Source organism: Acidovorax sp. LjRoot117 (assembly GCF_964252695.1).
Classification (GTDB): domain Bacteria; phylum Pseudomonadota; class Gammaproteobacteria; order Burkholderiales; family Burkholderiaceae_C; genus Acidovorax.
Window position 1 is genome coordinate 12,657 of sequence record NZ_CAXUPO020000014.1, and the last position, 26,760, is coordinate 39,416.

Consider the following 26,760-nt stretch of genomic DNA (forward strand, 5'->3'; position numbering starts at 1 on the left):
GTCAGTGCCCGGTGCGTGTGGGTACGGCCGCCACGCGACGCAGCATGCTCCGCACGATGGCGCAGTGGAACGGCGTGATGACCGCCATGTAGGCATGGCCCAGCGTGTTGTGGATGTGCACCACGGTGCTGAGCACCAGCATGGGCTGCCCGGCCACGAGCCGCTTGCACAGCGACACCTGCACATCGAGGTGCTTGTCGTCCTGGCCCATCACCACCTCGCGCTCGCCCAGGTGGCGCAGGATGAAGATGCCCACGCGGTCGCCCTGGCGGTAGCTGGCGGCGTTGTGGGGATCGGCGTGCGGGTCGCTGCGCTGGTTGTGCACATCGTGCAGCTGGCCCACGTCTTTGAGGCCGACCAGCCGCACCAGCCGGTTGCGCAGCGCCATGAGCGCGCGCGTCCAGTGGGGCGTGCGCGCCACCACATCGAGCCAGGCCTGCAGTGCGCTGGCGTCGGGGTGCGGGTCGGCGGTCTGGTACGCGTCGGCGTATTGGGCACCGGGCAGGGCTGCGTGGATCACGGTGCCCTCGGGCAGGGGCACCGCGTGCACGGTGCGCAGGATGGCGGCGCTCATGGCGCGGCCTTGCGGGTGCGGCGGACTGGGGCGGCGGCGGTTGCTGGGGCAGCATCTGCCGGGGTGGCTGCCGCGGGTGACGGGCCACCGGCCTTTGTGCGCGCCTTGCGGGGCTTCTGCCCGGCAGCCGCCCCGGGTGGGGGCGGCGCTGCAGGGGCCGTGGCAGGTGCGCGGCGCACGGGCACAGCGCCCATGTCGTCCAGCGTCTGCTGCGCGGCGCGCAGCACGCCCACCAGCCCGCTGCCGCGCTGCATGAAGCGCGCCATCTGGCTGCGCAGCACGAAGCCGCCCAGCTGCAGCGCGCGGCTGACCAGGCCCGTGCGCAGCGTGAGCACCAGCACGCCCAGCGACAGGTCCACCAGCTGCGTGGTGTCGGCAAAGCCGTCGGACTCGTCGGCCAGCCAGTAGGCCACCACACCGCCCAGGTAGTCGGTGTACAACCCGCCCGCCAGGCCCTTGAAGTCGCAGGGCTCGATCTCGCCGCTGGCCTCCGCGGCCTCGAGGAAGCTCGCCACCGCATCGCGCAGCGCGGCACGGGCCGGCAGGGGCTCGGCCATCAGCGCCAGCGGCGAGCGCCGGGCCACCTTGTGCATCTCGGCCACGAACTCGCGGTCGGCCAGCAGCCGCTCCAGCACCGCGTCCGTCAGGCGCTGCAGCTTTTCCTGCAGGCTGTAGCTCGCGAACCCGGGCGCTTGCAGCGTGTCGGCCAGCGACGCATGCACCACCTCGTCCAGGTACCCCAGCACGATGCGGTCCTTGGTGGGGAAGTACTTGTAGATCGTGGCGTCGCCAATGCCGGCAGCGCGGGCGATGTCCTTCATCGTCGTGCCGTCGAACCCCTGGCGGGTCATCAGGTCCACCGCGCTGGCCACGATCTGGCGGCGGGTGGCGTCTTGCTGCTGGCGGGTGGTTTTCATTTGCTATCTTTAAATTTGTCAAATTGACGATTTAAAGAATAGTGGATTCACATTAAAGAGTCAACAGCGCCGTAAATGGGCATCCAGTGCTGTCAGAACCAGCGTTTTGAGCATCGTTTTGCCCTCTACCGCCGACTGGTAAAGCGCAAGAAGCTATTAAAAATATAGCAAACGTAGTGTCTGACCCGTGCTCCCCGCCGTGCGACGCTCACTACCTCCAGAAACCGGTGCGCCCCCACGCCAATGCACCCGTGGAACCGGCTCTGCCGGGCCACCGGGTGCGTCCCCCTGCGGGGGAAGCGGCGCAGCCGCTCAGGGGGACTACCAATCCTTCCCGTGGAACCGGCTTCGCCGGGCCACCGGGTGCGTCCCCCTGCGGGGGAAGCGGCGCAGCCGCTCAGGGGGACTACCAATCCTTCCCGTGGAACCGGCTCTGGCGGGCCACCGGGTGCGTCCCCCCTCGGGGGAAGCGGCGCAGCCGCTCAGGGGGACTACCAATCCTTCCCGTGGAACCGGCTTCGCCGGGCCACCGGGTGCGTCCCCCTTTGGGGAAAGACGCGCAGCGGCTCAGGGGGCAACCCTTCACGGGGGCAGCCGCCTCATGCTCGTGAACGCCTCGAACTCCCAGCTGCGCATCGCCAGCAGCAGCGTGTAGCCCTCCAGCTCGCGCGGCGGCAGCTTCTGGTCGGCCAGGTGCTGCTGCGCAAAGTCCTGCGCCACGCGCTGCATGCGCTCCATGAACGCGGGCGCCAGGCCCCGGCTGATGGTGCCGTGCACCAGCAGCACGCCTTCGCCCGAGCCGTCGAAGCCGCCCGCGAAGTAGTCGAGCAGCGCGTGCTCGCGAAAGTAGTTCATCACCGGGCCGTGGGGCCGCCAGCGGAAGGTCTTGGCGAGCTTGAGGCGGTAGCGGTTCAGCGGCCGCAGCTCGATGATGCCGATGCGGTCGAGCTGCGCCAAGTACTTGATGCCATCGGCTTCCGACAGGCGGTAGGTGGTGGTCACCTGCTCCAGCGTCCACTGGCTCAGCACGCAGATCGCCATCAGCAGAAGCTTCTTGTCGGCCACCACGGCGCGCTCCTGCTCCTGCGTCAGTTCCTTGAGCAGGGGCTGGCTCTCGGCCACGCGGCGCGCCAGGTCGGCAAAGTCCAGCGCCAGCGCGCGGCAGATGGCGTCGATGCGCGACAGGGGCATGTCGCCCTTGGCCAGCATGCGCTTGACGCTGGATTCGGCCATGCCCAGGGCCACGGCCAGGTCGGCGTAGGTCATCTGGGCGCTTTTGAGTTCTTTCTTCAGCGCGGTGACGAGATCGGCGGTAGTGCTCATGGGTCAGTGTCCTCCTGGGTATCGATTATCAATACCCAGAGTGGTCGGGGTGGCGCCTTGCGCGACTTTTGGGTGGGTGGCGGGGCAGGGCTCCCGACACTGCGCTCCATCTCGTTCACCCAACCCCTGAAAGACGGTCCCGCATGTCCCCCTCCTACCTGTCATCCCCCGCGCGCAGGCCCGGCCTGTCGCGCACCGAAGCGGCCCTGCTAGGGCTTGCCATGCTGCTGGCGGCGCTGGCGCTGTTCGGCCCGGTGCTGCCCGCCAGCGTGCACCAGCACGACTTTGCCGACCAGCGCCTGCTGTGGGGCATCCCTTGCGCGCTCGATGTGCTGAGCAACCTGCCGTTCGCCGCCGCGGGCGTGTGGGGCCTGTGGTGGCTGCGCGGTGTGGAGCGGCGCGCCATCGACGGTGCCTCCCGCGCTGGGGCGCACCTGTTCTTCGCCGGCCTGGTGTTCACCGCCATCGGCTCCACGCTGTACCACCTGTGGCCCAACGATGCGGGCCTGCTGTGGGACCGGCTGGGCATGGTGCTGCCGTTCGCGGGGCTGCTGGGCCTGGCCGCTGCGGGCCGGGTGAGCGGCCGCGCTGGCTGGGCCGCGATGGGCGCCGTGCTGCTGGCGGGGCCCGCTGCCGTGCTGTGGTGGGCGCACACCGCCAACCTGCTGCCCTGGGCCGTGGTGCAGTTGGGCGGCATGCTGGTCGTGCTGGTGCTGGCCGTGCTGCCCCGGCGTGCGGGCACGCCGCCGGTGCACCTGGGGGCCGTGATCGCGATGTACGGGCTGGCCAAGCTCTTTGAAGCGGCAGACCACGCGGTGTTCGATGCCACGGCGCAGTGGGTGTCGGGCCACAGCCTCAAGCACGTGCTGGCGGCAGGCGCCGCGTGGCCGGTGCTGATGGCGGTGGAGGCTTTGCGCCACAAAGCAACGCCCGACACCATGTTCATCATCCGCACCGGGCAGAATGGCGCCCACACCGTGGGTGTCGCGCGCATTGTGCGCGCCGGTCCCTACCAGAACACGGCCACTGCCCCTGTCGCCGCGACAGGCGCAGCGGCCACCGCCGATCCATCGGCTACGAGGAGAAACGCATGACCCCCGCCGAGACCACCGCATCGAGCGTGCCCCCCGCGCAGGCCGCAGGCCACCCCGCCCACGGGCATAACGGGCAACATGGGCCACATGGTCATGAGGACCCGAACCAGTTCGCGCTGCTGCGCCAGCGGCGCTTCGCCCCGTTCTTCTGGACGCAGTTCTCCGGCGCGGCCAACGACAACCTCTTCAAGTTCGCCTTCACCGTGATGGTGACCTACCAGCTCAGCGTGGGCTGGCTGCCGCCGGCGATGGCGGGGCTGGTGATCGGCGCGTTGTTCATCCTGCCGTTCCTGCTGTTCTCGGCCACGTCGGGCCAGCTGACCGACAAGTACGACAAGACGAAGATGATCCGCTTCGTGAAGAACCTGGAGATCGCCATCATGCTCGTGGCGGCCGCCGGGTTCGTCGCGGGCAACGTGCCCATCCTGCTGCTGTGCACCTTCCTGATGGGCGTGCACTCCACGCTGTTCGGGCCGGTCAAGTTCGCCTACATGCCCCAGGTGCTGAGCGAGCGCGAGCTCACCGGCGGCAACGGCATGGTCGAGATGGGCACCTTCGTGGCCATCTTGCTGGGCAACGTGGCGGGCGGCCTGCTGGTGGCGCTGCCCGGCATCGGCCACACGACGGTGGCCATCGCCTGTGTGGCGCTGGCGCTGGTGGGGCGGGTGGTGGCGCAGTTCATCCCGTCGGTGCCGGCCACCGACCCGGGCCTCACCATCAACTGGAACCCTTTCACCGAAACCTGGCGCAACCTGCAGCTGGCGCGGCAGAACGTCGTGGTGTTCCGCTCGCTCTTGGGCATCAGCTGGATGTGGTTCTTCGGTGCGGTGTTTCTGAGCCAGTTTCCGAGCCTGGCCAAGGAGGTGCTGCACGGCAACGAGCAGGTGGCATCGCTGCTCTTGGTGGTGTTCTCCATCGGCATCGGCATCGGCTCGCTGCTGTGCGAGGTGCTCTCGCGCCGCCATGTCGAGATCGGCCTGGTGCCGCTCGGGGCCATCGGCATGAGCGTGTTCTCCATCGACCTGTACTTCGCGTCGCGCAGCCTGCCTGCATCCGAGATCATGGGTCTGGCCACCTTCCTGTCGCAAAGCCAGCACTGGCGCGTGATGATCGACCTGGCCCTGCTGAGCCTGTTCGCCGGCCTGTACAGCGTGCCCATGTACGCGCTGATCCAGATGCGCAGCCAGCCCACGCACCGCGCGCGCATCATCGCGGCCAACAACATCCTGAATGCGCTGTTCATGATCGGCAGCTCGCTGATCGCCGGGGCCCTGCTGGGCGCGGGCTTCACGGTGCCGCAGATCTTTTTGTTCACCGGCCTGGCCAACGCGGTGGTGGCGTTCTACATCTTCATGCTGGTGCCCGAGTACCTGCTGCGCTTCGTGGCCTGGGTGTCCTCGCGCTTCGTGTACCGCTTCAAGGTGCACGGCGACCAGCACCTGCCCACCACCGGCGCGGCCATCCTGGCGTGCAACCACGTGAGCTTCATCGACGCGGTGCTGCTCATGGCCGCCAGCCCGCGCCCCATCTACTTCGTGATGGACCACCGCATCTTCCGCGTGCCGGTACTGGGCTGGCTGTTCCGCCTAGCCAAGGCGATCCCGATCGCGCCGTACAAGGAAGACCCCGCGACCTACGACGCGGCCTTCGAGCGCGCGGCCCAGGTGCTGCGTGAGGGCGATCTGCTGGCCATCTTCCCGGAGGGCGGCATCACCAAGGACGGCCAGCTGCAGGAGTTCAAGGGCGGCATCATGAAGATCATAGAGCGTGCGCGCGAAGAGGGCGTCGAGGCGCCCGTGATTCCCATGGCGCTGACCAACCTGTGGGGCTCGTATTTCAGCCGCATCGAAAAAGGCGGCGCCATGGTGCGGCCGTTCCGCCGCGGGTTCTACAGCCGCGTGGGCTTGAATGTGGGTGCGCCCATCGCTGCGCGCGACGTACAGCCGGCCACGCTGCGCGAGCAGGTGGCGCGCCTGCTCTGAGCCTGGTTTGCCGTCAACGGACCGCACCCGCGCCCACGGTGGGCATGCGGGCCGCGGTCACGCTCACTCCGCCTTGATGTTCGCGCGCTGCGCAATCGCGCGCATGCGCGGCAACTCGTCCTCGATCTGGGCCTGCACCGCGTCGCCGCTGGCGTAGGCCTGCTCCAGCCCGCTGGCGATGAGCTTGCTGCGGATCTCTGCATCGGCCATGGTCTCGGCCAGCGCCTTGCCCAGCTTGGCCTTGGCATCGGCGGGCAGGCCGCGCGGCGCCACCACCGCCAGCCACGAGTCCGCGGCAAAGCCCGCAAAGCCGCTTTCGGCCACCGTGGGCACATCGGGCAGCTGCGTGGCCCGCGTGGCGCCGGTGACCACGATGGGCTTGATCTTGCCGCCCTTGAGCTGCGGTAGCGCGGCGGCCACCGTGTCGATGGTGAACGGGATCTGCCCGCCGATCAAATCGCTCATGGCGGGCGCGCTGCCGCGGTAGGGCACGTGCATCAGCTTGACGCCGGTGGCCGACCACATCAGCTCGGCCGCGAAGTGGCCGGTGGTGCCGCTGCCGAACGAGCCGTACGAGAACTTGTCGGGCGCTCGGTTCACCGCGGCGATCAGCTGCTTCAGGTTGCTCACCGGCACATCGCGGTGGGCCAGCAAAATCAGCGGTACGCGCGCCACCATGCCGATGGGCTCAAAGCTCTTGACCGGGTCGTAGGGCAGCTTATTGTTGAGCGCGGGGTTGACGGTGAAGGTGGAGCCCGAGCTGATCAGCAGCGTGTAGCCGTCCGCCGGGGCGTTGGCCACGAAGGACGCACCCACAATGGTGCCCGCGCCCGCCTTGTTTTCGATCACCACCGCCTGGCCCAGGCGCTCGCCCAGCTTCTTGCTGATGAGCCGGCCCACGATGTCCACCGCGCCGCCCGGCGGGAAGGGCACGATCAGCTGGACCGGTTTGGCGGGGTAGCCGTCTGCTCGGGCCAGGGGCGACAGACCCAGGCCTGCGGCGGCTGCGATCGCAGCGATGGACAGGGCGACGCCAGTGCGTCGCGTCAGAGGCAAGCGGTTCATTCGGCGATCCTTCGGATGAGGGCTGGTTGTGTTCAGCCGTTGCTACCTGCGGACAGGGTCCAGGATGCGCCAGTCTTCGTTTCGCTCTGGCGGCCCGCCAGGGCCTGTCGATACCACGGAAGTTCGATCAGCCGCCATGGACCCGGGAAGGCCCGGTGCCATGGCGGTGGGACCCGGCGGCGTGAGCGGGTCCGAGGGAATGCAAAGGAGTGAAAACGAGAGATGGGTCAGATCAACGACAGCCCGGCCAGCCGGCACAGGCGTTGCTGCTCCGTCTCCTCGCGCGGGGCATCAGCCGTTGCGAAAAAGAAAGCTGTAGGCGTTGAGCGCCGGCACCCCTCCCAGGTGCGCGTACAGAACGCGAGAGCCTTCGGGGAATTCGCCCTTGCGCACCATGTCGATCATGCCGTGCATGGACTTGCCTTCGTACACCGGGTCGGTGAGCATGCCTTCCTGGCGGGCGCACAGGCGAATGGCTTCGAGCGTGCCCTCGTTGGGTAAGCCGTACTCGGGTCCGCCGTAGCGCGTGTCCAGCACCACGTCCTCGGCCGTGATCTCCTGGCCCAGCTCCACCAGCTTGGCCGTGTTCTGCGCGATGCGCAGCACCTGGGCATGGGTCTTTTCGGGCTTGGCCGATGCGTCGATGCCGATCACCTTGCGCGCGCGGCCGTCGGCCGCAAAGCCCACCACCATGCCGGCCTGCGTGCTGCCCGTGACCGAGCACACGACGATGTAGTCGAACTGGAAGCCCAGTTCTTTTTCCTGCTGGCGCACTTCTTCGGCAAAGCCCACGAAGCCCAGGCCGCCGTACGGGTGCTCGGAGCAGCCGGCCGGGATGGGGAAGGGCTTGCCGCCGGCCTTCTTCACGTCTTCCATGGCCTGCTCCCAACTGGGGCGGATGCCGATGTCGAAGCCCGCGGCATCCAGGCGCACGTCGGCGCCCATGATGCGGCTCATCTCGATGTTGCCCACGCGGTCGTACACCGCGTCGGAGTAGTTGACCCAGTTCTCCTGCACCAGCACGCACTTCATGCCCAGGTGCGCGGCCACGGCGGCCACCTGGCGCGTCTGGTTGGACTGGATGCCGCCGATGGAGACCAGCGTGTCGTAGCCGCCCGCAATCGCCTCGGGGATGAGGTATTCGAGCTTGCGCGTCTTGTTGCCGCCGAAGGCCAGGCCCGAGTTGCAGTCCTCGCGCTTGGCATACAGGTGCACCTTGCCGCCCAGGTGGGCCGACAGGCGCGGCAGCGCGGTGATGGGCGAGGGCCCGAAGGTGAGCGGATGGCGGGCGAATTTCTGCAGGTTCATGGCGGTTTCCTCAAGCGGTGATGGGGCGCAGACCGGGGCGTCTGCCGTGCATCCATCGTAGGAAAACACGCACCTAACGGGGTTGTGAACTCTGCGTGAAATTTGGTGTTTTGATGCTGCTCAATGAATAATGGGTGATAGAAATTTTGGTGATGAGCAAATGAGCGCAACAAAAGTTCGTGCAAAGAATGTGGATGCCACGGAGGAAACGCTGGAGGCCCTGGACCGCACCGACAAGGCCATCCTGCGGCTGCTGCAGCGCGACGCATCGCTGTCGAACGTGGCGCTGGCCGCCAAGGTGCACCTGAGCCCGCCCGCCTGCTTGCGCCGCGTGGAGCGGCTCAAGCGCCTGGGGCTCATCGACAAGGTGGTGGCGCTGCTCAGCCCGCGTGCGGTGGGCGCGGGCATGCTGGTGATGATCGGCGTGGTGCTGGACCGCTCCACGCCCGACTCGTTCGCGGCGTTCGAGAAGGCCGCGGCCAAGGTGTCCGGCTGCATGGAATGCCATGTGGTCACCGGCGAGTTCGACTACTTCATGCTGGTGCGCACGCGCGACAACGACAGCTTCAACCGCCTGCACGCCGAGCAGTTGCTCTACCTGCCGGGCGTGCGCCAGGTGCGCTCGTTCATGGTGCTGCGCAATGTGCTGTCGACGACGGAGTTACCGCTGGCGGTGTGATTCGCCAACTCGCGCTGCCAGAGTGCTCCCCCCAAAAAGCAATACCGTTCGGGCTGAGCCTGTCGAAACCTAGCGCGGCGCTTCGACAGGCTCAGCGTGAACGGGTAGTGGTGTTCTGGGATTTTTGCGGCAATCGGAAGGCCTCAGCGCGCTGACTCCCGCGCACGCCCCGTCAGCCGGTCCCACACCGCCCCACCGAACACATTCACCGCCAGCCCGGCCATCAGCAGCCCCGCGCCCGCAAAGTGCACGGGTTGCAGCGCCTCGCCAAACACCAGCCAGCCCGTGGTCAGCCCCACCACCGGCACCAGCAGCGTGAAGGGTGCCACGCGGTTCACGGGGTAGCGCGACATGAGGTACGTCCACAGCCCGAAGCCCAGCAGCGTGGAGATCCACGCGATGTACGCCACTGCGGCCATCGACTTCCAAGACAGGTGCTGCACGGCCGCCAGCACCGCGCCGGGCCCGTCGATCCACAGCGACAGCGCCACGAAGGGCAGGGGCGCCACCAGGCTGGACCACACGATGAAGGCGAACTGGTTCATCGGCCCATGCCGGCCCACGGCGCGCGTCACGATATTGCCGCAGCCCCACATCGCCGCCGCCGCCACGGTGAGCGCAAACCCCGCCAGTGGCATGGACGCGCCGTGCGCGCTGCCGATCAGCACCAGCCCCACGGCCGCCAGCGCCAGGCCCGCCACTTGGTTGCCGTGCCACGGCTCGCGCAGCCACCATGCGGCCAGCAGCAGGGTGAAGAACGACTGCGCCTGCAGCACCAGCGACGCCAGGCCCGAGGGCATGCCGATGTGGATGGCGGTGAACAGCAGCGCGAACTGGGCCACGGCCATCGTCATGCCGTACAGCAGGTACAGGCGCAGCGGCACCTTGGGCGGCCGCACGAACAGCAACGCCGGGAAGGCCGCCAGCAGGTAGCGCAGCGCGCCCAGCAGCATGGGCGGAATGTCGGCCACGCCCACCTTGATGACGGCGAAGTTGAGGCCCCAGACCACGATGACGAGCAGTGCGAGGCAGAGGTCGCGGGGGCGCAGGGTGGAGGTGTTCATGGTGGCGAAGCAGCGGCAGCAGGACTGGCCGGAATTGTCGGCCAGCCGCAGGGCGCGCGCCGGGCATGGCGGGCCGGGCTTCGGTCAGAAACGGACAGCCGGTGCCACCGCGCCGGCGGCGCAATCCATCAGCCGGCTTCGACTGCGAAGCTCAGCCCCGCGTTCGCCTGCAGCCGCTTCATCAGCGCATCGCCCATGGCCGGGGCCGTGGTCCAGATGCCGCCGGGGGTGCCTGTGGCGTCCTGCAGCAGGCACACGGCGGCCTCGGCGATCATCTTGGAGGTGGAGCCGTAGCCTGGGTCGCGGTCGCCCTTCACGCCCACGCGCAGGGTGTGGCCTGCCGCGTCGGTGCCGAGGAACAGCACGTCGTAGAAGCCCGCATCGCGCTCTTCGCGCGAGGGGCCTTCGCCGGGCTTGGGGCCCTTGTCGGAGCCGAGCGACTTGTCGCCCGCCACGGCATTGGCGATGGCTTCGCCCTTTTCGCCGGTGCCGGTGATCAGCATCTCGTCGTAGACAAAATCGGCGCCATAGGCGTGCTGCAGCAGGAAGTTGGAGCGGTGCACGTTGCGCGTGTTGATCGCGGCCATCACGAAGGGGGCGACCCACACCCCCTCACCGCCCGGGCCTGCCAGGGCCTCGTCCACCATGGGCTTGTGGCCGGTGGGCTGGCGCGGGCCTTCGAAGCCGGGCGTGAGCGAGAACGGGTTCTTGAGCAGGTCCAGCACGGCGGGGTTGCCGGCGGCGGCGGCCATGGTGGCCTTCAGGCTGGCGGCGGTGCCGCCCGAGAAGGTGCCCTTCATCTTGCGCACCCGGCCGCGCACGCGCGGTGCGGGGTGGCCGAAGCGCTGGCCGAATTCCTTTTGCAGCAGGAACACGCCCAGGTCGAACGGGATGGAGTCGAACCCGCACGAGAACACGATGCGCGCGCCGCTGGCTTGGGCGGCGGCTTCGTGCGCGTCGATCATCTGGCGCATCCAGGCGGGCTCGCCACACAGGTCCACATAGTCCACGCCGGCCGCGGCGCAGGCGGCCACGAGTTCGTTGCCGTACAGCTGGTAGGGGCCCACGGTGGTCAGCACCAGGCGGGTCTGGGCCATCAGGGCCTGCAGGCTGGCGGGGTCGGTGCTGTCGGTCACGATGAGCGGGGTGTCCGCAGGGGCGCCGACTTCGTCGCGCACGGCGGCCAGCTTGTCGGCGCTGCGCCCGCCCATGGCCCAGCGCAGGCCGCTGCCGGCGGGGTAGCGCTGCAGCAGGTATTCGACGACGAGGCGGCCGGTGAAGCCGGTGGCGCCGTGGACGACGATGTCAAAGGGTTTGGCGGTGGTCATGGGGCGGTCTCCGTGCGGGCGTTGCAGCAGTCAAAGGCTGCGATTGTCAAAGACAAGCCGGTGCAGTGATGTCGCCCAGGTGCCCCGGTCCATGCGATGAAAGTATCGCCATTCGATACCAATGAGCCGGGCAGCCGCCACTGGCGCAACCCGTTGGCGGCGGCGGCGGGCCGGCGCGGCACTATCCGCTGCGTGTTCAACCACGGCCCTTTCAGGCCACCCCACTTGTATGTCGTCTTCTTCCACCCTCATCCAGCGTGACACCCGTGCATGGCAGCTCCAGGTGTGGGTCTCGTTCGGCATCGCCGTGTTCCTGTGCGCCGTGGGGCTGGCCTGGCTGCCGGGCGAGCAGCTGGAGCAGGCGTTCATGGTGATGGGCTATGTGTTCTGCCTCTCGGCCGCGTTCGTGCTGGCCAAGTTCGTGCGGGACAACGAGAGCGCCGCGCGGCGCGGCGCGGGCGACACACCGATGTGGAAGCTGGTGGTCTGGGGCGGCTTCGTGGTGGCCATGGGCCTCACCGGATGGGGCCTGTTCGGCATGGAGATCAACGTGACCTACAAGGCCTTTCTGGGCGTGAGCTGGCTGTACCTGATCACCACCGCGTTCACGCTGGCCAAGATGCTGCGCGACCGCCACGAGGCGGACCTGCTCGAAGCGCGCCTGCAAGGCCGCCGCGAAGCGGCCGCAGCACATCCTGCTACGTCTGGTAACAACGCCAGCTGAGTTTCCGGCGTCCGCCATGAAGCCATGGCGGATGCTCGGAGGTTGCCCTGAAAAATCCGGTGCTGCCGCGCTACTGCGCAGCACCTTCCGCAAGGAGTGAAACCATGAAGACATTGCCCAAGATCCTGACCCTTGCCCTGGCCGCCGGCCTGCTGTGCACGCTGGCTGCCCTGCCCGCACGGGCCCAGAGCGAGGCCTCGGCCGCGCTGTCGCTGCTGCCCATCGCGTCGGTGGTGGGCACGGCCTCGGTGGCGTCTGCCGCCGCTGGCGCGGTCGTGACGGTGCCCGCGGCCCTGTCGGTCGCCGGTGCGGTGCTGACGGTGAAGACGGTGGAGGCATCGGCCACCGGCACGGTGTACCTGCTGGAGCGCGCATCGGACGGCGCCCGGGTCAGCGTCGAGGTGGCGGGCCGCGGCGTGGGCGCATCGGCGCACGCCGTGGGCACCGTGGTGACCTGCAGCGTGATCGGCACGGGCGTGGTGCTGTCGGTGGCGGGCGAGGCGATCGCCTTCGTGCCCAACGCCATCGGCCGTGCGCTGCTGCACAACGAGCGTCTGTAAGGGCTCCGCCATGAATATGCAGCTGATGACCGTGACGACCCCTGCGCAGGCCCGCGTGCGCTCTTCTTTCAACCCCACCATGCTCGGCCTGGCCCTGGTGGCGGGCGCGGCCTTGCTGGCTGCGCCTGCGGCCCACGCAGGCCGCTCCTGCGAGGCCGCCAAGCCCGTGCCGGCCAAGGTGATCGAGCGCGGCATGCAGCTGGCCCAGCAGACCTCGGCCGCGCTGGATGCGGAGCATGCGAAGTCCGGCGCGCAGGTGGTGGTGCTCGGCCGCGCGGGGCAGGACCTCTCCAAGTACGGCCTGCGCTATTCGCACCTGGGCTGGGCCTACAAGACGCCCGAGGGCCCCTGGCGCGTGGCCCACAAGCTCAACGAATGCGGCACGGCCGTGGGTTATCTGTACCGCCAGGGGCTGGGCGAGTTCTTCCTGGACGACCTGTGGCGCTACGAGGCCGTCTACGCCGTGCCCACGCCCGAGGTGCAGCAGCGCCTGCTGGCCGTGCTGCAGGACACCGCCCGCACCAAGACGCTGCAGCACCCGCCCTACAGCATGGTCAGCTACGCGTGGGGCCGCAAGTACCAGCAGTCCAACCAGTGGGCGCTGGAGACCCTGGCCGTGGCCATGGAGCCCGCCACGGTGCGCAGCCGCGAGCAGGCGCAGGCCTGGCTGCAGTTCAAGGGCTATGAGCCCACCACGCTCAAGCTCGGGCCGCTCACCCGCATGGGCGGGCGCGTGGGCTCGGCCAACATCGCGTTCGACGACCACCCCAGCGACAAGCGCTTCTCGGACCGCATCGAGACCGTCACTGTCGATTCGGTGCTGGCGTGGCTGCAGCGTGCGCAGCTGGCGTCGGCCCCGGTGACCATCAAGAATTGAATGAAAAGTGCTGCTACCGCTTGATGGTCAAGCGCTGGCAGCTATCAAAAAAGAAGCATTGCGCTTCAGGCACCCGTGAGGAGCAAACGACCATGAGCAAATCCCTGCGACTGTCGGAGAAGTGGTTTCGCCGCGGCCTGTGGCTGGTGGCGGTGGTGTTTGCCAGCTTCCTGATCGGGCTGGGCGGCACCATCGTGGGCGACCTGCCCAAGGTCGAGACGCCGCTGCAGGTGGACGACTTCCTCGACCGCGCCGCCGCCGAGAAGCTGCGCGCGCAGGTCAAGGAGGCGCGCCAGGCCGAGCAGGATGCGCAGACCGCGCTGGAGCAGGCGCAGCTGCAGCGCAGCAAGGCCCGCAGCGAGACCCAGGCCGCGCGCGAGACCTTCAACAACTGGCTCGCCACCCGCTCCGCCACCCAGCGCGCCGACCAGGACCCCGAGGTCATCGCCCGCACCCAGGCGCTCGATGGGCTCAAGCTCGCCGAGCGCGCCACGCAGCAGGCCGTGGAGCGGCAACAGCAGGCCGCGCTGGATGCGCGCCAGGGGGCCGCAGCCACGCAGGAGCGCCTGAACGCGATGGAGGCCGACGGCTACGTGAAGCTCGAGGCCGAGCGCCGCAAGGTCGACTTGCGCGTGTTCCTGTACCGCCTGGCGCTCACACTGCCGCTGCTGGTTGTTGCCGGCTGGCTGTTCGTGAAGAAGCGCAAGGGCACCTACTGGCCGTTCGTGTGGGGCTTCATTTTCTTCGCGCTGTTCGCGTTCTTCGTGGAGCTGGTGCCCTACCTGCCGAGCTACGGCGGCTATGTGCGCTACGTGGTGGGCATCGGCGTCACGGCGCTGGTGGGGCGCTACGCCATCCTGGCGCTCAACCGCTACCTGGAGCGCCAGAAGCTGGCCGAGGCCCTGCCCGACCAGGAGCGCCGCAAGGAGCTGAGCTACGACGTCGCCCTGGCCCGCCTGGCCAAGAGCGTGTGCCCCGGCTGCGAGCGGCCGGTGGACCTGAAGAACGAGACGATCGATTTCTGCCCGCACTGCGGCATCGGCCTGTTTGACCATTGTGGCACCTGCACCACGCGCAAGAGTGCGTTCGCGAGGTTCTGCCACGCTTGCGGGACAGGGGCGGGGGTCAAGCTGGCGCGGGATGACTGAGCGGGCCCCCGCGTGACCGCCGTGCAGGGGCTGCGCCGCCGACAACTGCTGGGCGCACTGGCCGCTGCAGGCCTTGGCAGTGCTGCGTGGCCAGTGGCGCCCCACAGCGCGCCCGGTGTGCTGGTGGAGAACGCGAGCCGCCTGTACGCCGTGCGCGTGTCGCGGGTGGTGGTACCCACAGGCTTGCAGGACGTGGTGCGGGCAGTGAGGCAATGGCCCGGCGCAGTGGCCGTGGGGGGCGCGCGCTACAGCATGGGCGGGCAGGTGGGTGTGGAGGGCGGGCTGCATGTCGACATGCGGCGCATGAATGCGCTGGTGTGGCTCGACACCAGCGCCCGCAAGCTGCGTGTGCAGGCCGGCATGCGCTGGCGCGATGTACAGGACCACCTGGACCCCCACGACCTGGCGGTGCGCACCATGCAGAGCTACGCGAACTTCACGGTGGGCGGGTCGGTGTCGGTGAACGTGCATGGCCGCTATGTGGGGCATGGGCCCATCGGCGCGTCCGTGCGGGCCCTGCAGATCGTGCTGGCCAGCGGCGAGGTGCGCGAGGCCAGCCGCCTGCAGCACCCCGACCTGTTCCGCGCTGCCCTGGGCGGATACGGTGGGCTGGGCGTGATCACCGAAGTGGAGCTGGACCTGGATGCCAATACCCCCATGGAGCGCACCGTGGCCCACGTGGCCCTGGAGGACTACCGAGGCTTCTTTGCCGCCAAGGTGGCCGCGAACCCGCAGGCCGTGATGCACAACGCAGACCTGCTGCCCCCGGCGTTCGACCGCGCCACCGCCGTGACCTGGGCCCGCACCGACAAGTCCGTGACCGTGCCCGACCGGCTGGTGCCGCGCGGGCTGCCCTATACGCTGGACAAAAGCGTGATCTGGGCCGTGACGGAGCTGCCGGGCGGCCACCAGCTGCAGCACAAGGTGGTGCGCCCGGCGCTGCTGCGTGGGCAGCCGGTGGTGTGGCGCAACCATGAGGCGAGCCTGGATGCCGCCTCGCTCGAGCCCGCGAGCCGCGCGCAGTCCACCTACGTGCTGCAGGAGTACTTCGTGCCCGTGGCCCAGTTCGCCACCTTCACGCGGGGCCTGGCCCGCATCCTGGCGCAGCACGGGGCGCAGGTGCTCAACATCTCGGTGCGCCACGCGCCGCCCGACCCCGATGCCGTCATGGCCTGGGCGCGCGAGGAAGTGTTTTCATGGGTGCTGTACTACAAGCAGGGCACCAGCCCCGAGGCCTGTGAAGCAGTGGCCGTGTGGACGCGTGCGCTGATCGACTGGGCGCTGCAGCACGGCGGCACCTACTACCTGCCCTACCAGCGCCATGCCACACAGGCACAGTTCGCGGCAGCGTACCCGCAGGCCGACCGGTTTCGCGCCATCAAGGCGTTGTGGGACCCGGAAGGGCGGATGACCAACATGCTGTGGAGGCAGTATCTGTAGCCTGAGGCCGCGCGGTTGCCGTTGCCTTTGTCCGAAGTGTCTGGAGTGTCTGGAGTGTCTGGAGTGTCTGGAGTGTCTGGAGTGTCTGGAGTGTCTGGAGTGTCTGGAGTGTCTGGAGTGTCGTCAGCGTGGCGGCCGCCCAGCCTGCATGCCCCGCACAGCAACCGGGCGCAGGCGCTCTGGACCTAGCCGACCGCCACCCGGTTGCGCCCCTCGGCCTTGGCCCGGTACAGTGCCGTGTCTGCCGCCAGCAGCAGCACCTCCAGGTCGGCGTCCCCGCCCATGGTGGAGCTATGCACCAGCCCGATGCTGACCGTGGCGTACGGCTGCGTTCCGGGGCCTGTGCCGAAGTGCTGCTGCTGCACCGCAGAGCGCATGCGCTCGGCTATGGCCTGCGCCTCGCCGGGCGATACGCCGGGCAGCACCACCGCGAACTCCTCGCCGCCCATGCGGCCCAGCAGGTCCTGGGGGCGCAGTGTGTCCGCCAGGGTCCTGGCGATGCCGATGAGCAACTGGTCCCCGGCGCCGTGCCCGTGCTGGTCGTTCACCTGCTTGAAGTGGTCGACGTCGAGCATCATCACGGCTGCACCGGCGCACCCGCGCTGGTGGCGTGCCAGCAGGCGCTCGCCCTGCTTGAGCAGCGCGCGGCGCGCCAGCACGCCCGTGAGGTCGTCGTGGCGCACGGCGTGGTCCAGCCGGCGCAAGGCCTGGGCGCGGGCCGCGCTGGCGCAGGCCACGGCCAGTGGCCCCAGGGCCAGCAGCGTGACGCCCACGCGCAGCGAGAACACATCGCTGGCGTGCGCCGGCGTGAAGTTGAGCACCCCGGTCGCGACACCCGCCATGGTCCACAGGCACACCACCAGCGACAGCAGGCTGGCGGTGAAGGTGCTGTAGCTCAGGGCGCACCACAGCAGCCCGGGCACCACGAAGGCCAGCATGCCGGGCCCGCCGATCACGGTGCGGACGCCCTCTGCCAGCAGCAGCGAGCTCACCGGCGCCACGCGCCAGAACAGCGAGCCGCCGGATGCACCCTGGGTGGGTGGGGGCGGGTCGTCGGCGCGCGGGGCTGCCAGCACCACGGGGAGGATGAGCATGTAGTTCATGAGCTCGGTGCTGAACCACAGCGACAGCAGGTCGTACCACGGAGCGTTGAAGTACACCGGCGCGGCGCCGCAGCCCGCCAGGGCGCCCACGGTGCTGGCCGCCAGGGCCGCCAGCAGCAGGTACAGGGCCGACACGGTGCGCCGCAGGCGCAGGGTGTTCTCGTCCAGCCGGCGCAGCACCAGCCAGCCGGCGGTGGCACTGAGCAGGTTGGCCGCGTTGAGCCACAGCGCCATGCCCCACTGGCTTCCCGTGATCAGGTCGGCCGCGACATAGCCCAGCCCGGCGGCGATCCACGCGGGTGGCCGCGCCAGGGTGGGGTAGCGCACCAGCAGGCCCAGCAGCAGGGCATTGGCGGGCCAGAAGGCCGACAGGAAGCCGATGGGCCGCGCGAAGATGCCCACCAGGCAGGCCGCAAACACCAGCATGCCCAGGCCGGACCAGACAAGCGGCGGTGCCAGGGGCCGGTAGGGGGCAAGGGTGCGGAGCATGCGTGGAGTGGGAGGGGCCGGCAAGGACGACAGCGTCCCCTCGATTGTCTCTGTCGGCGGCCTCGCAGGCCATTTCGCTGCACCTATCAGAAACTTCTGTTGACATTCTCCAACAAAATGTAACGAAGGCGGTGGGAGCCCGCAGGCCGTCGCTGCGCTGTGCTAAGCGCACTGCCCAGCGGCGCTGGCAGCGGGCCTTGGGTGTTGGAGGCCGTGCCGTGCCTGGAACGTCCCGGCCCGGGGGCGCGCGCGGCGCTACCGCCTGAGCCAGCGCTGCACCCAGTGGCGCCGCACCACCCGCGCCACGCGCCAGGCCCAGGATGCGCGGGCGCGCTCCAGCACACGGTGCTTGAAGCTGATCCAGTGCGTGTACGCCCAGGCAAACCACCGCAGCTGCATGAGCGCAGGCTGGGTGAGCGTGAACAGGCGCGCGACCACGGCCGTGCCCACCACCTTGGCCAGCGCGATCACCAGCATGCCGAGCACCACATGCCCGCGCCCCATGGCCCAGAGCGCGAGCAGCTTGACGGGCAGCAGCAGCGCCGTGGGCAGTGCGAACAGCGCCACCGCCGCCCAGGGCGGCAGGGAGCGCACCCAGCCTTCGATCCAGCGCAGCCCCGGCCAGCGGCCGATGCGCGCCAGCAGTTGCTGCAGCGGCACCCAGCCCCATTCCTCGAACAGGATGATCAGCGCCAGCAGGCCGCTGGCAAGGCCCGCCATCGCGCGGCCGGGCCAGCGCAGCAGTTGGTGCAGCAGGTTGTGAATGATGTGGCCTCCAGCCTGGGCGCTTCGACCCTGGCAGCGATGGTGGGTGATGGATCGTGAATGGGCGCATCAGCGGCCAGTGGCCGCCTTGACGCCCCCGGACCCGCGGACGGTCTCTGGACAGGCAGCATACCGCTCTGTGTGCGGTGCGGATGGCGCGGTGGGCGTGGGCCGCTGCCGGCGCTGAAGTATCCGTCGGCGATACCCGAGGGCCCGTGCCACGCCACCGCCCCTGGAATGTCGCTCGCCCGCCGTGCGGTGCGCGAATCATCGGCGCCACAAGCATGTGCTTGGGTCTCAAGGAGCCTTATGGGCTTGCTGTCTTTGCCTTCGATCCGCCGCCGCGCCCTGACCGGCCTGGTCCTGTCCGCGTCCGTGGCGGCCCTCAGTGGTTGCTATGTGGCGCCCATGCAGCCCGCGCCGGTCCCTGTGGTGGTGCAGGCACCGGCACCACCGGCGCCTCTCACGCTGGCCGTGCGTCTGTATCCCGCCAACGATCAGGCGACCGCACTCGGTGTGGTGCACGCGGTGGTGACCAACGATCTGCATGGCCGGGGGACCTTCCAGGCCACGATCCAGGGGGAGTCGTTCATGGGTGAAGCCACGCGCAAGGCCGGCTCCTCCCGCGAGGGGCTTGCCAGCGGCGCGGGCAGCCGGGGCAGTTACCTCAGTTGCCAGTATGCGATGAACTCGTCCACGCTGGGCATGGGCTCGTGCCGCCTGTCCAGCGGCGCGCTGTTCACCATGCACGTGGGCGGCTGACGCCGCACGCGCTCAAGGGGCGGGCTGCCCGGCGGCTGCGACGTCGGTGTCGCGCTCGCCCCCTTTGAGATGCCCCACGTACTGCAGCGCCTGCTTGATCTGCACCGACGGCACATCGCCTTCGCGCATGTGCAGCAGATCGGCAGGGCTCACCATCAGCGCAGAGGCATCGGTCAGCGGCAGCCGGGCCGCGCGGTAGGCCTCCAGCACGAGCTGCGAGCAGAAGAAGCGGTCGTTGCGGGCCGCTCCCAGCTGGATGGCCGCCATGCCGCGCAGGCACGCGTCGCGCACCACGCCCGGCACCAGCGGCAGTTCGCAGTAGGCGCGTTGCAGCGTGAAAGGCGCCTGCAGCACGATGCCGGCGGTGTTGTACTTCTTGCCGTCCTGTGCCTGGGCAAAAGACCGGAGAGCATCGGCGTGCGCATCGGTCATGCCGGGGTGGCGGAAGGCGACGATGGTGGCTTCGTCGGCGATGAAATCGGCCGTGCTGCGGATGCGGATGCCCGAGCCCACGGCTTCGATGACCTGGTCGTCGCCCAGGTACAGCGCCGCATGGCTCACCGGCGACAGCGTGGCCATGCGGATGCCCAGCGAACTGATGCCGTGGGTGGCCGACAGGATGATGTCGCCCGCCCGCAAATCGCTGCCCCCGATGGCCTGTCCGCCATTGGCGGGCGTGAGGAGCAGGCGGTTTTGCACCTGAAGCGTCGGCAGGCCGTTGTCGGGATCACGGTCGATGCGCGTGGCGCAGCCGCCCAGGACCAGGACGACCGCGAGCGCAGCACCCAGCCGACAGCCTGCGAAGGCGCTGCGGCCGGGGTGCGGGCGCGCCGTGGCGCCGTTTGTGCTGTCGCGTGTGGGGAGTGTCGTCATGGGTGGAGGCGGTCGGTGGTGGGGCTCAGACGCCCCGCGCCCGCTCGGTCTTGAACAGCGCACGGAACTGCGCGAAGGCGCCGGCGTCCAGCGACTCGCGCACTTCGCGCATGAGGTTCAGGTAGTAGTGCAGGTTGTGCACGGTGGTGAGCATGGGGCCGAGCATTTCGCCGCAGCGGTCCAGGTGGTGCAGGTAGGCGCGGCTGAAACCCTCGCGGCCGCCCTGATCCCACGACACGCCCGAGCTGCCCGCGCAGGCGTAGCAGGTGCAGCTGGTGTCCAGCGGCTGGTGGTCCGCCTTGTGGCGCGCGTTGCGGATCTTGAGGTCGCCATAGCGGGTGAAGATGGTGCCGTTGCGTGCATTGCGCGTGGGCATCACGCAGTCGAACATGTCCACGCCGTCGGCCACGCCTTGCACCAGGTCTTCGGGCGTGCCCACGCCCATCAGGTAGCGGGGCTTGTTGGCGGGCAGCCGGTGCGGCGTGTGCGCCATGATGTCCAGCATCTCGTCCTTGGGCTCGCCCACGCTCACGCCGCCCACCGCGTAGCCGGGGAAGTCCATCTCGACCAGGCGCTCGAGCGATTCCTGGCGCAGGTGCTTGAACATGCCGCCCTGCACGATGCCGAAGAGCGCGTTGGGGTTGTTCAGGCGGTGGAACTCGTCGTGGCTGCGCCGGGCCCAGCGCAGGCTCATCTCCATGCTCTTGCGGGCTTCGGCCTCGGTGGTGAGGTGGCCCTTGGTCTCGTAGGGCGTGCACTCGTCGAGCTGCATCACGATGTCGGAGTTGAGCGTGGTCTGGATCTGCATGCTCACCTCGGGCGACATGAAGAGCTTGTCGCCGTTGACCGGGCTGGCGAACGTCACGCCTTCTTCGGTGATCTTGCGCATCGCGCCCAGGCTCCACACCTGAAAGCCGCCCGAATCGGTGAGGATGGGCTTGTCCCATTTCTCGAAGCCGTGCAGCCCGCCGAAGCTCTGCATCACATCGAGGCCGGGGCGCATCCACAGGTGGAAGGTGTTGCCCAGGATGATCTGCGCGCCCATGTCGTGCAGGCTGCGCGGCATCACGCCCTTGACGGTGCCATAGGTGCCCACGGGCATGAAGATGGGGGTCTGCACCACGCCATGGTTGAGCGTGAGCGTGCCGCGGCGTGCGTGGCTGGAGGGGTCGGTCTTGAGAAGGTCAAACTGCAGCATGATGGGCCGTATTGTCCCAGACGGCCCGGGGCGCTCTGCCGCAGCGGCGCGGCCCTCGCGAGCTACGGAGGTTTCAGCGGTCTTTCATGGGGGCGGGCAGACGCCCCATCGGCACGCAGGGACAAGGGCTGGCGCTGGCGCGGTGCGTGGCTACACTGATCCGTGACACGCGGACAACCCGCTCAAAGGAGACCTTCATGCTCAAGATCCTGATCGCCGTGGATGGCTCGGAACTCTCTCTGGACGGTGTGCACCATGCCCTCTCGCTGGTGCGTCAGGGCCTGCAGGCCAGCGTGGTGCTGGCCCATGTGCAGGAGCCCGCCACGCTGTATGAACTGGTGACCACGCGCGACCCCGACCTCATCGCCGCCGCCAGCCTGGAGGCGGGCGAGCACCTGATGGCCCCGGCGCGCGCGCTGCTCGACGCGGCGGGGGTGCAGTACGAGACCGATGTGGGCGTGGGCGATGTCGCCCATACGCTGGTGGACATGATCGAACGCTCGGGCTGCGACATGGTGGTCATCGGCGCCAAAGGGCAGGGCGCCATCACCACCGCGCTGCTGGGATCGGTGTCGCAGGAGGTGGCCCATGCGAGCCCCGTGCCCGTGACCATCGTGAAGCACACCGACGTGCTGGAGGCGGTGGACGGCGATCTGGTGGAAGACGCCGAGGCTTGAGGCCTCGCAGTTCCCGCGCCGGCGGGAGCCGCACTGCCTGCATGCACCCTGCGCGCCGCAGGTCGGCAGAAACGACAAGGGCCGCGTGCAGCGGCCCTGGGCGGGGTGGTGGGGCAGAGAGCCGGCGCAGGTCTCAGGCAGCCTTGCGGAACGGCTCCGAAGGCCGCTGCAGCTTGCCGTGCGGCAGCGTGGCCAGGCGGGTGAACATGCGGCGGCAGTAGCCGCTGATCCACAGACACTTGTTGAGCTCGTCCACCGGCAGCGGGCCCGACACCACGACGATGTCGTTGGCGGCCTCCTGGGCACCGGCGGCACGCAGGCGGCGGCGGGTGTTGTTGGCCCAGGACTGGATGCGCGTGGGGCTGCCGTGCTGGTGCACCTCGCCGGTGTGCACATCGAATGCAATGGCGACGGTGTCGGTCTTGAGCTTGAACCTGCGCTCACCCGTGACGGCACTGGGCGCGTCGCGCATGTCGTACAGGTAGTAGCTGCCTGCCTTGAGCTGGTATTGCATGTCCATGGGTGTTCCTCTCTGTCGGCATTTTCGAGGGTGCACACGCAGGGCAGTGGTCCGTAAAACGGCAGAAAAGCCGCCCTTATCGCAGGCTGCGGCGGCCACCATGCCAGCGTCGGTGCGCGTGCGATTGTGGCGGCGCGCCGGCAGCATGGCGCAAAACTTGAGAGCGTTCTGGTAACGAGTTGTGATGGATATCTACGCCGACATGCGGGCCAGCGGTATTGCGACAGTGGCACCGGAGCCGCTCACTCGCACAACGAGCGCGGCGTACAAAACTGACGCTGCCCATGCGCGGGAAGCCAAGGTCCGCCCCGCAGCGAGGGCGTCGTCCCCCTTCCCGAATGGCGCAGCCATTCGAGAGAAGGGGTGAAGGCGCGTCAGCGCCTCAGGGGGATGCCCTCTAGAAGTCCACCAGGCTCACACCGACGCTGAACACGGTGCGCTTGCGGTTGTAGTCGATCATGCTGTCGCCGTAGCCGCTGAACAGTGCGGTGTGCAGGCGCAGGTTGCTCTTGCCGCCCAGGGTCGAGCCCACGGCCTGCAGCCATTCCAGGCGCACGGAGCCGCGGTCGGTGCTGGACAGCGAATGGCGCACCGTGGCGGACAGGGTGTTGTCCTTGTTGATGTTCCAGAACGCCGACAGCTCGCCACGGCCGATGTAGTCGGCGATGCCCGGGTTGTCGTCGCTGCCCGAGCTTTCAGGGATGCGCTTCCAGATGCGGGCGTTCACGCTCACGCTGTTGGACAGCTCCAGGCCCGTCATCATGTACACGCGGTTCCAGCTGCGCGACAGGGGCTTGCTCTGGCCGTTGGACTGGTGCACCAGCCCCACGCCGCTGTAGCGCCACTTCCAGCCGAATGGCAGCTCGGCCGTGGTGGGGTAGACGTACATGACTTCGGGTTCGTGGTCGGTGGCGCGGAAGGGGCGCGAGATCTCGGGCGTGAACAGTTGCCAGTACGACTGCTGGGTGTAGCCGAACCACACCGAGTCCTTGAGCGTGGGATGGCCCTGCGTGAGCAGACCCTGCGCGACCTTGGTGCGCACCGACAGCTGGATGCGGTTCTCGGCGCGGCGGTAGGGCGTCGATTCGGTGGCCGAATGGTCCGCCGCGTCCGATGTGGGCTGGCGGTTGACGTTGCTGCCCGCCACCACCGACAGCGTGATCGGCCGGTAGCCGCGGAAGCGGAAGGTGCCGCAGTCGGTGCCCGACTCCAGTTCCCAGAAGCGAGACAGGTCGCTGTATTGCGCGTCGCGGCAGCCGTCGGTGCGGGCCACGTCGATGATGCGGGTGGCAGGCAGGGTGGTGTCCACGGGTGGTGGCACGGCGGAGGCGTCGGCGGAGCCGCCGGCCGAGGCCCCCGGCGCCTTCCAGGTCTGCTCGGCGGCCAATTGGTCGAAGCAGGCGAGGCGGGCCTGGTTGTCGGTGGACAGCGCAGCGCAGCGGCGCCAGCCGGCGTCGGCACCCGCCGCAGCACCGGCAGTTGCCGCGGGTGCGGCCTGCGCGAAGGCTGCGCCAGCCGGAGCCAGCGTGGCCAGCACCAGCGCCGCAGTGTGGTGCAGTGCCCAGCGCCCCGATGCAGGGGCGTCGGCCTGTGCAGCACGCCAGGTGCTGCGCAGCGGGCTGCTGGAGCCCAGGTGTGGGTGTGGGCGATGTTCCATGTTCCGCATATGTCCTTGCCGCAACCTCCGCCCGCCACCCGGCCTGTCCGGGGGCACTGACGTGGGTGCCGTTGATCGATCCATCCAGTGTGAGAACAGGTTCTCAGGTTGCCGCTGCCGGCAGGCCCGCTTGCGGCCACCGTGCTGCTGTCGCGCTGCACGGTACCACGCACGCCTTGTGCCAGCTTTCTTGTGCCAGCTTTTGCCGCAGCAGCCTTTTGCGCCCTGCCGCTCTGGTCTGCGGCAGATGCATTCCTGGCTGCCGCAGGCTCAAAAAACGCGCGCCAACGGGCTGGCTGGGTGCGCGGTTCTGGCTCGTGGCTGCTGGTCAGGCCGCGCTGGATTGTGGTGTGCCTGGGCTGCTGGCGCTTGTAGGATAAGCGCTGATAGCTATCAAAAGCAAAGCGCCCGTGCCGCCGAGTGCCGCGGTGTGGGCCTGCCGCAACAGGCGGTGGTGAGGGCTCGCTTCGGTGCCCGGCCTCTCACTGCGCGGGCGGGGTGCTGTCGGCCAGGGCTTTCTTGGCGGCGAACTCGGCGCGCAGTGCCTTGAGCTTTTCGCGCGGGTCTTCGCGCACCGTGGCCTTGTCCAGTCCCATTTCGGCGATGAACCGGCTGGGCTGGGCCGACACCATCTCGCGGCCCTTCTTGCGCTTCTTGGTCCAGCTCACGGCCAGGGTGCGCTGGGCGCGGGTGATGCCCACGTACATCAGACGGCGCTCTTCCTGCAGGCGCTGCAGCGTGTCGTCGCTCACCTTTTGCTGGCGGCCTTCGTCGTCGTCGAGCTTGAAGGGCAGCATGCCCTCGGTCACGCCCACCAGCACCACGTGCGGCCACTCCAGCCCCTTGCTGGCGTGCAGGGTCGACAGCGTGACCATGTCCTGGTCCTTCTCGCGCTCGCTGATGGTGGACAGCAGCGCGATGGTCTGCGACACCTCCAGCAGGCTCTTGGTTTCCTTGGCCACCACGGCGCCGGCGGTGTCGTCGATCTGGCCGCCCGCACGTTGGGCCATCCAGTCGCAGAACTCCATCACGTTGCTCCAGCGCGCGGCCGCCACCTTCTCGCTGTCTTCGTTGTCGTACAGGTGCTGCTCGTAGCCGATTTCTTTCAGCCAGTCGTTCAGGAACGTGCGCGATTCCTCGGCCCCGTGCACGCGCCGTGCGCTGTACTCCAGGTAGTTGATGTAGCGGCCGAACTCGTGCAGGCCGTCCATGGCGCGCTTGGGCACGGCCGCCGGCAGCATGCCGTTGAACAGCGCGCCGAACATGCTTTGCTTGTGCTGCGTGGCAAATGCGCCCAGGGCCGCCAGCGTGGTGTGGCCGATGCCGCGCTTGGGGGTGGTGATGGCGCGCAAAAACGCTGGATCGTCATCGTTGTTGATCCACAGGCGGAACCACGCGCAGAGGTCCTTGATTTCCGCCCGGTCGAAGAAGCTCGTGCCGCCCGAGACCTTGTACGGAATGTTGGCCTTGCGCAGCGCCTTTTCGAACGGCTTGGCCTGGTGGTTGGCGCGGTACAGCAGCGCGAAGTTCTTCCAGTCCGGCGGCGGGTTGCTGGCCGCACGCAGGCTCTGGATGCGCGCCACGGCGCGGTCGGCCTCGTGCTCTTCGTTGTCGGCGTCCACCACGCGCACGGGCTCGCCCTCGCCCAGTTCGCTGAACAGCGTCTTGGGAAACAGCTTGGGGTTGGGCCCGATCACATTGTTGGCCGCGCGCAGGATGGCGCTGGTGGAGCGGTAGTTCTGCTCCAGCTTGATGACCTTGAGGTGGGGGAAGTCCACCGGCAGCTTTTTCAGGTTGTCGAGCGTGGCGCCGCGCCAGCCGTAGATGGACTGGTCGTCGTCGCCCACGGCCGTGAAGTGCCCGTTTGCGCCCACCAGCAGCTTCAAGAGCTCGTACTGCGTGGCATTGGTGTCCTGGTACTCGTCCACCAGCACGTGGCCGAGCGACGCCTGCCACTTGGCGCGCACTTCGGGGAAGTCGCGCAACAGGCGCAGCGGCATGCCGATCAGGTCGTCGAAGTCCACGCTCTGGTAGGCCGCCAGGCGCTCCTCGTAGCGCGCCATGAGCGTGGCGATGATGCGTTCGTTGTCGTCCGCCGCCTGGGCCAGCGCCTCTGCGGAGGTCAGGCCCATGTTCTTCCATTTGCTGATGACCCACTGCCATTGGCGGGCCGTGGCCATGTCGGTGGTGCCGCCCGAGGCTTCCTTCAGGATGCCCGTCACGTCGTCGGCATCCAGGATGCTGAACTGGGGCTTGAGGCCCAGCACCGAGCCGTCCTCGCGGACCATGCGCACGCCCAGGGCGTGGAAGGTGCAGATCAGCACGTCCTTGGCGCGCCGGCCGATCAGGTGCTGTGCGCGCTCGCGCATTTCGGACGCCGCCTTGTTCGTGAAGGTGATGGCCGCGATGCGCTTGGGCTCCATGCCCTTTTCGATCATGTGGGCGATCTTCTGGGTGATCACCCGCGTCTTGCCGGAGCCCGCACCGGCCAGCACCAGGCACGCGCCATCGGTGTAGTGGACAGCCTGAAGCTGGGCGAGATTGAGACCGAACGACATGGGGAGGGAGGGGGGCGAAGAAAAACCAGGAGAAGGGGGCACGGGGGCCGCCGCGGGGCTGGGCCTCGCAATGCG

24 protein-coding genes are annotated in these 26,760 nt (G+C 68.7%); 10 read left to right on the top strand and 14 right to left on the bottom strand.

Going from position 1 to position 26,760, the window contains the following annotated elements; translation table 11 throughout:
- Nucleotide 1 precedes the first annotated feature (1 nt).
- The 3 genes from ACSQ3D_RS24175 to ACSQ3D_RS24185 all read right to left on the bottom strand — a co-directional run bounded on the left by ACSQ3D_RS24175 (nt 2) and on the right by ACSQ3D_RS24185 (nt 2,814).
- A complete protein-coding gene (locus ACSQ3D_RS24175; RefSeq protein WP_436128554.1) occupies nt 2-574 on the bottom strand; it encodes a DUF2867 domain-containing protein in 573 nt (190 codons plus the stop codon).
- Nucleotides 571-1,491, bottom strand: a complete 921-nt coding sequence (locus ACSQ3D_RS24180) for a TetR/AcrR family transcriptional regulator (RefSeq protein WP_436128555.1) — start codon at nt 1,489-1,491, stop codon at nt 571-573. Before ACSQ3D_RS24180 ends, ACSQ3D_RS24175 begins: the two co-directional genes overlap by 4 nt.
- A 582-nt stretch (nt 1,492-2,073) precedes the next feature.
- Nucleotides 2,074-2,814 (bottom strand): helix-turn-helix domain-containing protein, encoded by a 741-nt coding sequence (locus tag ACSQ3D_RS24185; protein ID WP_056420242.1) that lies wholly within the window; start codon nt 2,812-2,814, stop codon nt 2,074-2,076.
- A 143-nt stretch (nt 2,815-2,957) separates the two neighbouring features.
- On the opposite strand from ACSQ3D_RS24185, the gene ACSQ3D_RS24190 reads away from it, so the two are divergent.
- Together ACSQ3D_RS24190 and ACSQ3D_RS24195 are read left to right on the top strand one after the other, a co-directional pair.
- Nucleotides 2,958-3,908 carry a hypothetical protein gene (locus tag ACSQ3D_RS24190; RefSeq protein ID WP_436128556.1) on the top strand — a complete coding sequence of 317 codons (951 nt, stop codon included), beginning with the start codon at nt 2,958-2,960 and terminating at the stop codon, nt 3,906-3,908.
- Entirely contained in the window at nt 3,905-5,890 is a 1,986-nt protein-coding gene (locus tag ACSQ3D_RS24195; RefSeq protein WP_436128557.1) for an MFS transporter, read from the top strand. Before ACSQ3D_RS24190 ends, ACSQ3D_RS24195 begins: the two co-directional genes overlap by 4 nt.
- Before the next feature lie 63 nt (nt 5,891-5,953).
- Here the strand turns inward: ACSQ3D_RS24195 and ACSQ3D_RS24200 are convergent, their stop codons facing one another.
- The gene (locus ACSQ3D_RS24200; RefSeq protein WP_436128558.1) at nt 5,954-6,955 is read right to left on the bottom strand and encodes a Bug family tripartite tricarboxylate transporter substrate binding protein; all 1,002 of its coding nucleotides are present in this window, start codon (nt 6,953-6,955) and stop codon (nt 5,954-5,956) included.
- 291 nt (nt 6,956-7,246) lie between these two features.
- On the bottom strand, nt 7,247-8,263 hold the full coding sequence (locus ACSQ3D_RS24205) for a 1-aminocyclopropane-1-carboxylate deaminase (RefSeq protein WP_056172646.1): 1,017 nt from the start codon (nt 8,261-8,263) through the stop codon (nt 7,247-7,249).
- A 160-nt stretch (nt 8,264-8,423) separates the two neighbouring features.
- Between ACSQ3D_RS24205 and ACSQ3D_RS24210 the strand changes: the two genes are divergently transcribed.
- Nucleotides 8,424-8,942, top strand: coding sequence for an Lrp/AsnC family transcriptional regulator (locus tag ACSQ3D_RS24210; protein WP_056420232.1), 519 nt, complete (start codon nt 8,424-8,426; stop codon nt 8,940-8,942).
- A gap of 143 nt (nt 8,943-9,085) precedes the next feature.
- Here the strand turns inward: ACSQ3D_RS24210 and ACSQ3D_RS24215 are convergent, their stop codons facing one another.
- Together ACSQ3D_RS24215 and ACSQ3D_RS24220 are read right to left on the bottom strand one after the other, a co-directional pair.
- Entirely contained in the window at nt 9,086-9,991 is a 906-nt protein-coding gene (locus tag ACSQ3D_RS24215) for an EamA family transporter (RefSeq protein ID WP_056420608.1), read from the bottom strand.
- A 143-nt stretch (nt 9,992-10,134) separates the two neighbouring features.
- Nucleotides 10,135-11,334, bottom strand: coding sequence for a saccharopine dehydrogenase family protein (locus ACSQ3D_RS24220; protein WP_436128559.1), 1,200 nt, complete (start codon nt 11,332-11,334; stop codon nt 10,135-10,137).
- 229 nt (nt 11,335-11,563) lie between these two features.
- Between ACSQ3D_RS24220 and ACSQ3D_RS24225 the strand changes: the two genes are divergently transcribed.
- The 5 genes from ACSQ3D_RS24225 to ACSQ3D_RS24245 all read left to right on the top strand — a co-directional run bounded on the left by ACSQ3D_RS24225 (nt 11,564) and on the right by ACSQ3D_RS24245 (nt 16,083).
- Entirely contained in the window at nt 11,564-12,058 is a 495-nt protein-coding gene (locus tag ACSQ3D_RS24225) for a YiaA/YiaB family inner membrane protein (protein ID WP_056420228.1), read from the top strand.
- Between the two features lie 104 nt (nt 12,059-12,162).
- Complete coding sequence (locus ACSQ3D_RS24230; protein WP_396504955.1) at nt 12,163-12,618, top strand: hypothetical protein; 456 nt, start codon at nt 12,163-12,165, stop codon at nt 12,616-12,618.
- Between the two features lie 79 nt (nt 12,619-12,697).
- Nucleotides 12,698-13,495 carry a DUF2145 domain-containing protein gene (locus ACSQ3D_RS24235; protein ID WP_436128611.1) on the top strand — a complete coding sequence of 266 codons (798 nt, stop codon included), beginning with the start codon at nt 12,698-12,700 and terminating at the stop codon, nt 13,493-13,495.
- A 92-nt stretch (nt 13,496-13,587) separates the two neighbouring features.
- Nucleotides 13,588-14,643: a serine endopeptidase gene (locus ACSQ3D_RS24240; protein ID WP_436128560.1), complete on the top strand. Its 1,056-nt coding sequence runs from the start codon at nt 13,588-13,590 to the stop codon at nt 14,641-14,643.
- Nucleotides 14,644-14,655: 12 nt separating this feature from the next.
- The gene (locus tag ACSQ3D_RS24245) at nt 14,656-16,083 is read left to right on the top strand and encodes an FAD-binding oxidoreductase (protein WP_436128561.1); all 1,428 of its coding nucleotides are present in this window, start codon (nt 14,656-14,658) and stop codon (nt 16,081-16,083) included.
- Nucleotides 16,084-16,268: 185 nt separating this feature from the next.
- Here the strand turns inward: ACSQ3D_RS24245 and ACSQ3D_RS24250 are convergent, their stop codons facing one another.
- Together ACSQ3D_RS24250 and ACSQ3D_RS24255 are read right to left on the bottom strand one after the other, a co-directional pair.
- Nucleotides 16,269-17,675, bottom strand: coding sequence for a diguanylate cyclase domain-containing protein (locus ACSQ3D_RS24250; RefSeq protein WP_436128562.1), 1,407 nt, complete (start codon nt 17,673-17,675; stop codon nt 16,269-16,271).
- 255 nt (nt 17,676-17,930) lie between these two features.
- Nucleotides 17,931-18,395, bottom strand: a complete 465-nt coding sequence (locus ACSQ3D_RS24255) for a hypothetical protein (protein WP_436128563.1) — start codon at nt 18,393-18,395, stop codon at nt 17,931-17,933.
- Between the two features lie 354 nt (nt 18,396-18,749).
- On the opposite strand from ACSQ3D_RS24255, the gene ACSQ3D_RS24260 reads away from it, so the two are divergent.
- Complete coding sequence (locus tag ACSQ3D_RS24260; protein ID WP_056420213.1) at nt 18,750-19,202, top strand: hypothetical protein; 453 nt, start codon at nt 18,750-18,752, stop codon at nt 19,200-19,202.
- 12 nt (nt 19,203-19,214) lie between these two features.
- On the opposite strand, the gene ACSQ3D_RS24265 is transcribed toward ACSQ3D_RS24260, so the two are convergent.
- Both ACSQ3D_RS24265 and tgt read right to left on the bottom strand, forming a co-directional pair.
- On the bottom strand, nt 19,215-20,075 hold the full coding sequence (locus ACSQ3D_RS24265; protein ID WP_082486045.1) for a YiiX/YebB-like N1pC/P60 family cysteine hydrolase: 861 nt from the start codon (nt 20,073-20,075) through the stop codon (nt 19,215-19,217).
- 25 nt (nt 20,076-20,100) lie between these two features.
- Nucleotides 20,101-21,273, bottom strand: coding sequence for a tRNA guanosine(34) transglycosylase Tgt (gene tgt / locus ACSQ3D_RS24270; RefSeq protein ID WP_436128564.1), 1,173 nt, complete (start codon nt 21,271-21,273; stop codon nt 20,101-20,103).
- Between the two features lie 197 nt (nt 21,274-21,470).
- Here tgt and ACSQ3D_RS24275 point away from each other — a divergent pair, with 197 nt between their 5' ends.
- Entirely contained in the window at nt 21,471-21,950 is a 480-nt protein-coding gene (locus tag ACSQ3D_RS24275; RefSeq protein ID WP_056420208.1) for a universal stress protein, read from the top strand.
- 133 nt (nt 21,951-22,083) lie between these two features.
- On the opposite strand, the gene ACSQ3D_RS24280 is transcribed toward ACSQ3D_RS24275, so the two are convergent.
- From ACSQ3D_RS24280 to ACSQ3D_RS24290, 3 genes are all read right to left on the bottom strand, one after another.
- Nucleotides 22,084-22,470, bottom strand: a complete 387-nt coding sequence (locus ACSQ3D_RS24280; RefSeq protein WP_056420206.1) for a hypothetical protein — start codon at nt 22,468-22,470, stop codon at nt 22,084-22,086.
- Nucleotides 22,471-22,867: 397 nt separating this feature from the next.
- Nucleotides 22,868-24,127, bottom strand: a complete 1,260-nt coding sequence (locus tag ACSQ3D_RS24285; RefSeq protein ID WP_436128565.1) for a phospholipase A — start codon at nt 24,125-24,127, stop codon at nt 22,868-22,870.
- A 482-nt stretch (nt 24,128-24,609) separates the two neighbouring features.
- Nucleotides 24,610-26,685 carry an ATP-dependent helicase gene (locus tag ACSQ3D_RS24290; protein WP_056420203.1) on the bottom strand — a complete coding sequence of 692 codons (2,076 nt, stop codon included), beginning with the start codon at nt 26,683-26,685 and terminating at the stop codon, nt 24,610-24,612.
- Between the last annotated feature and the right edge of the window lie 75 nt (nt 26,686-26,760).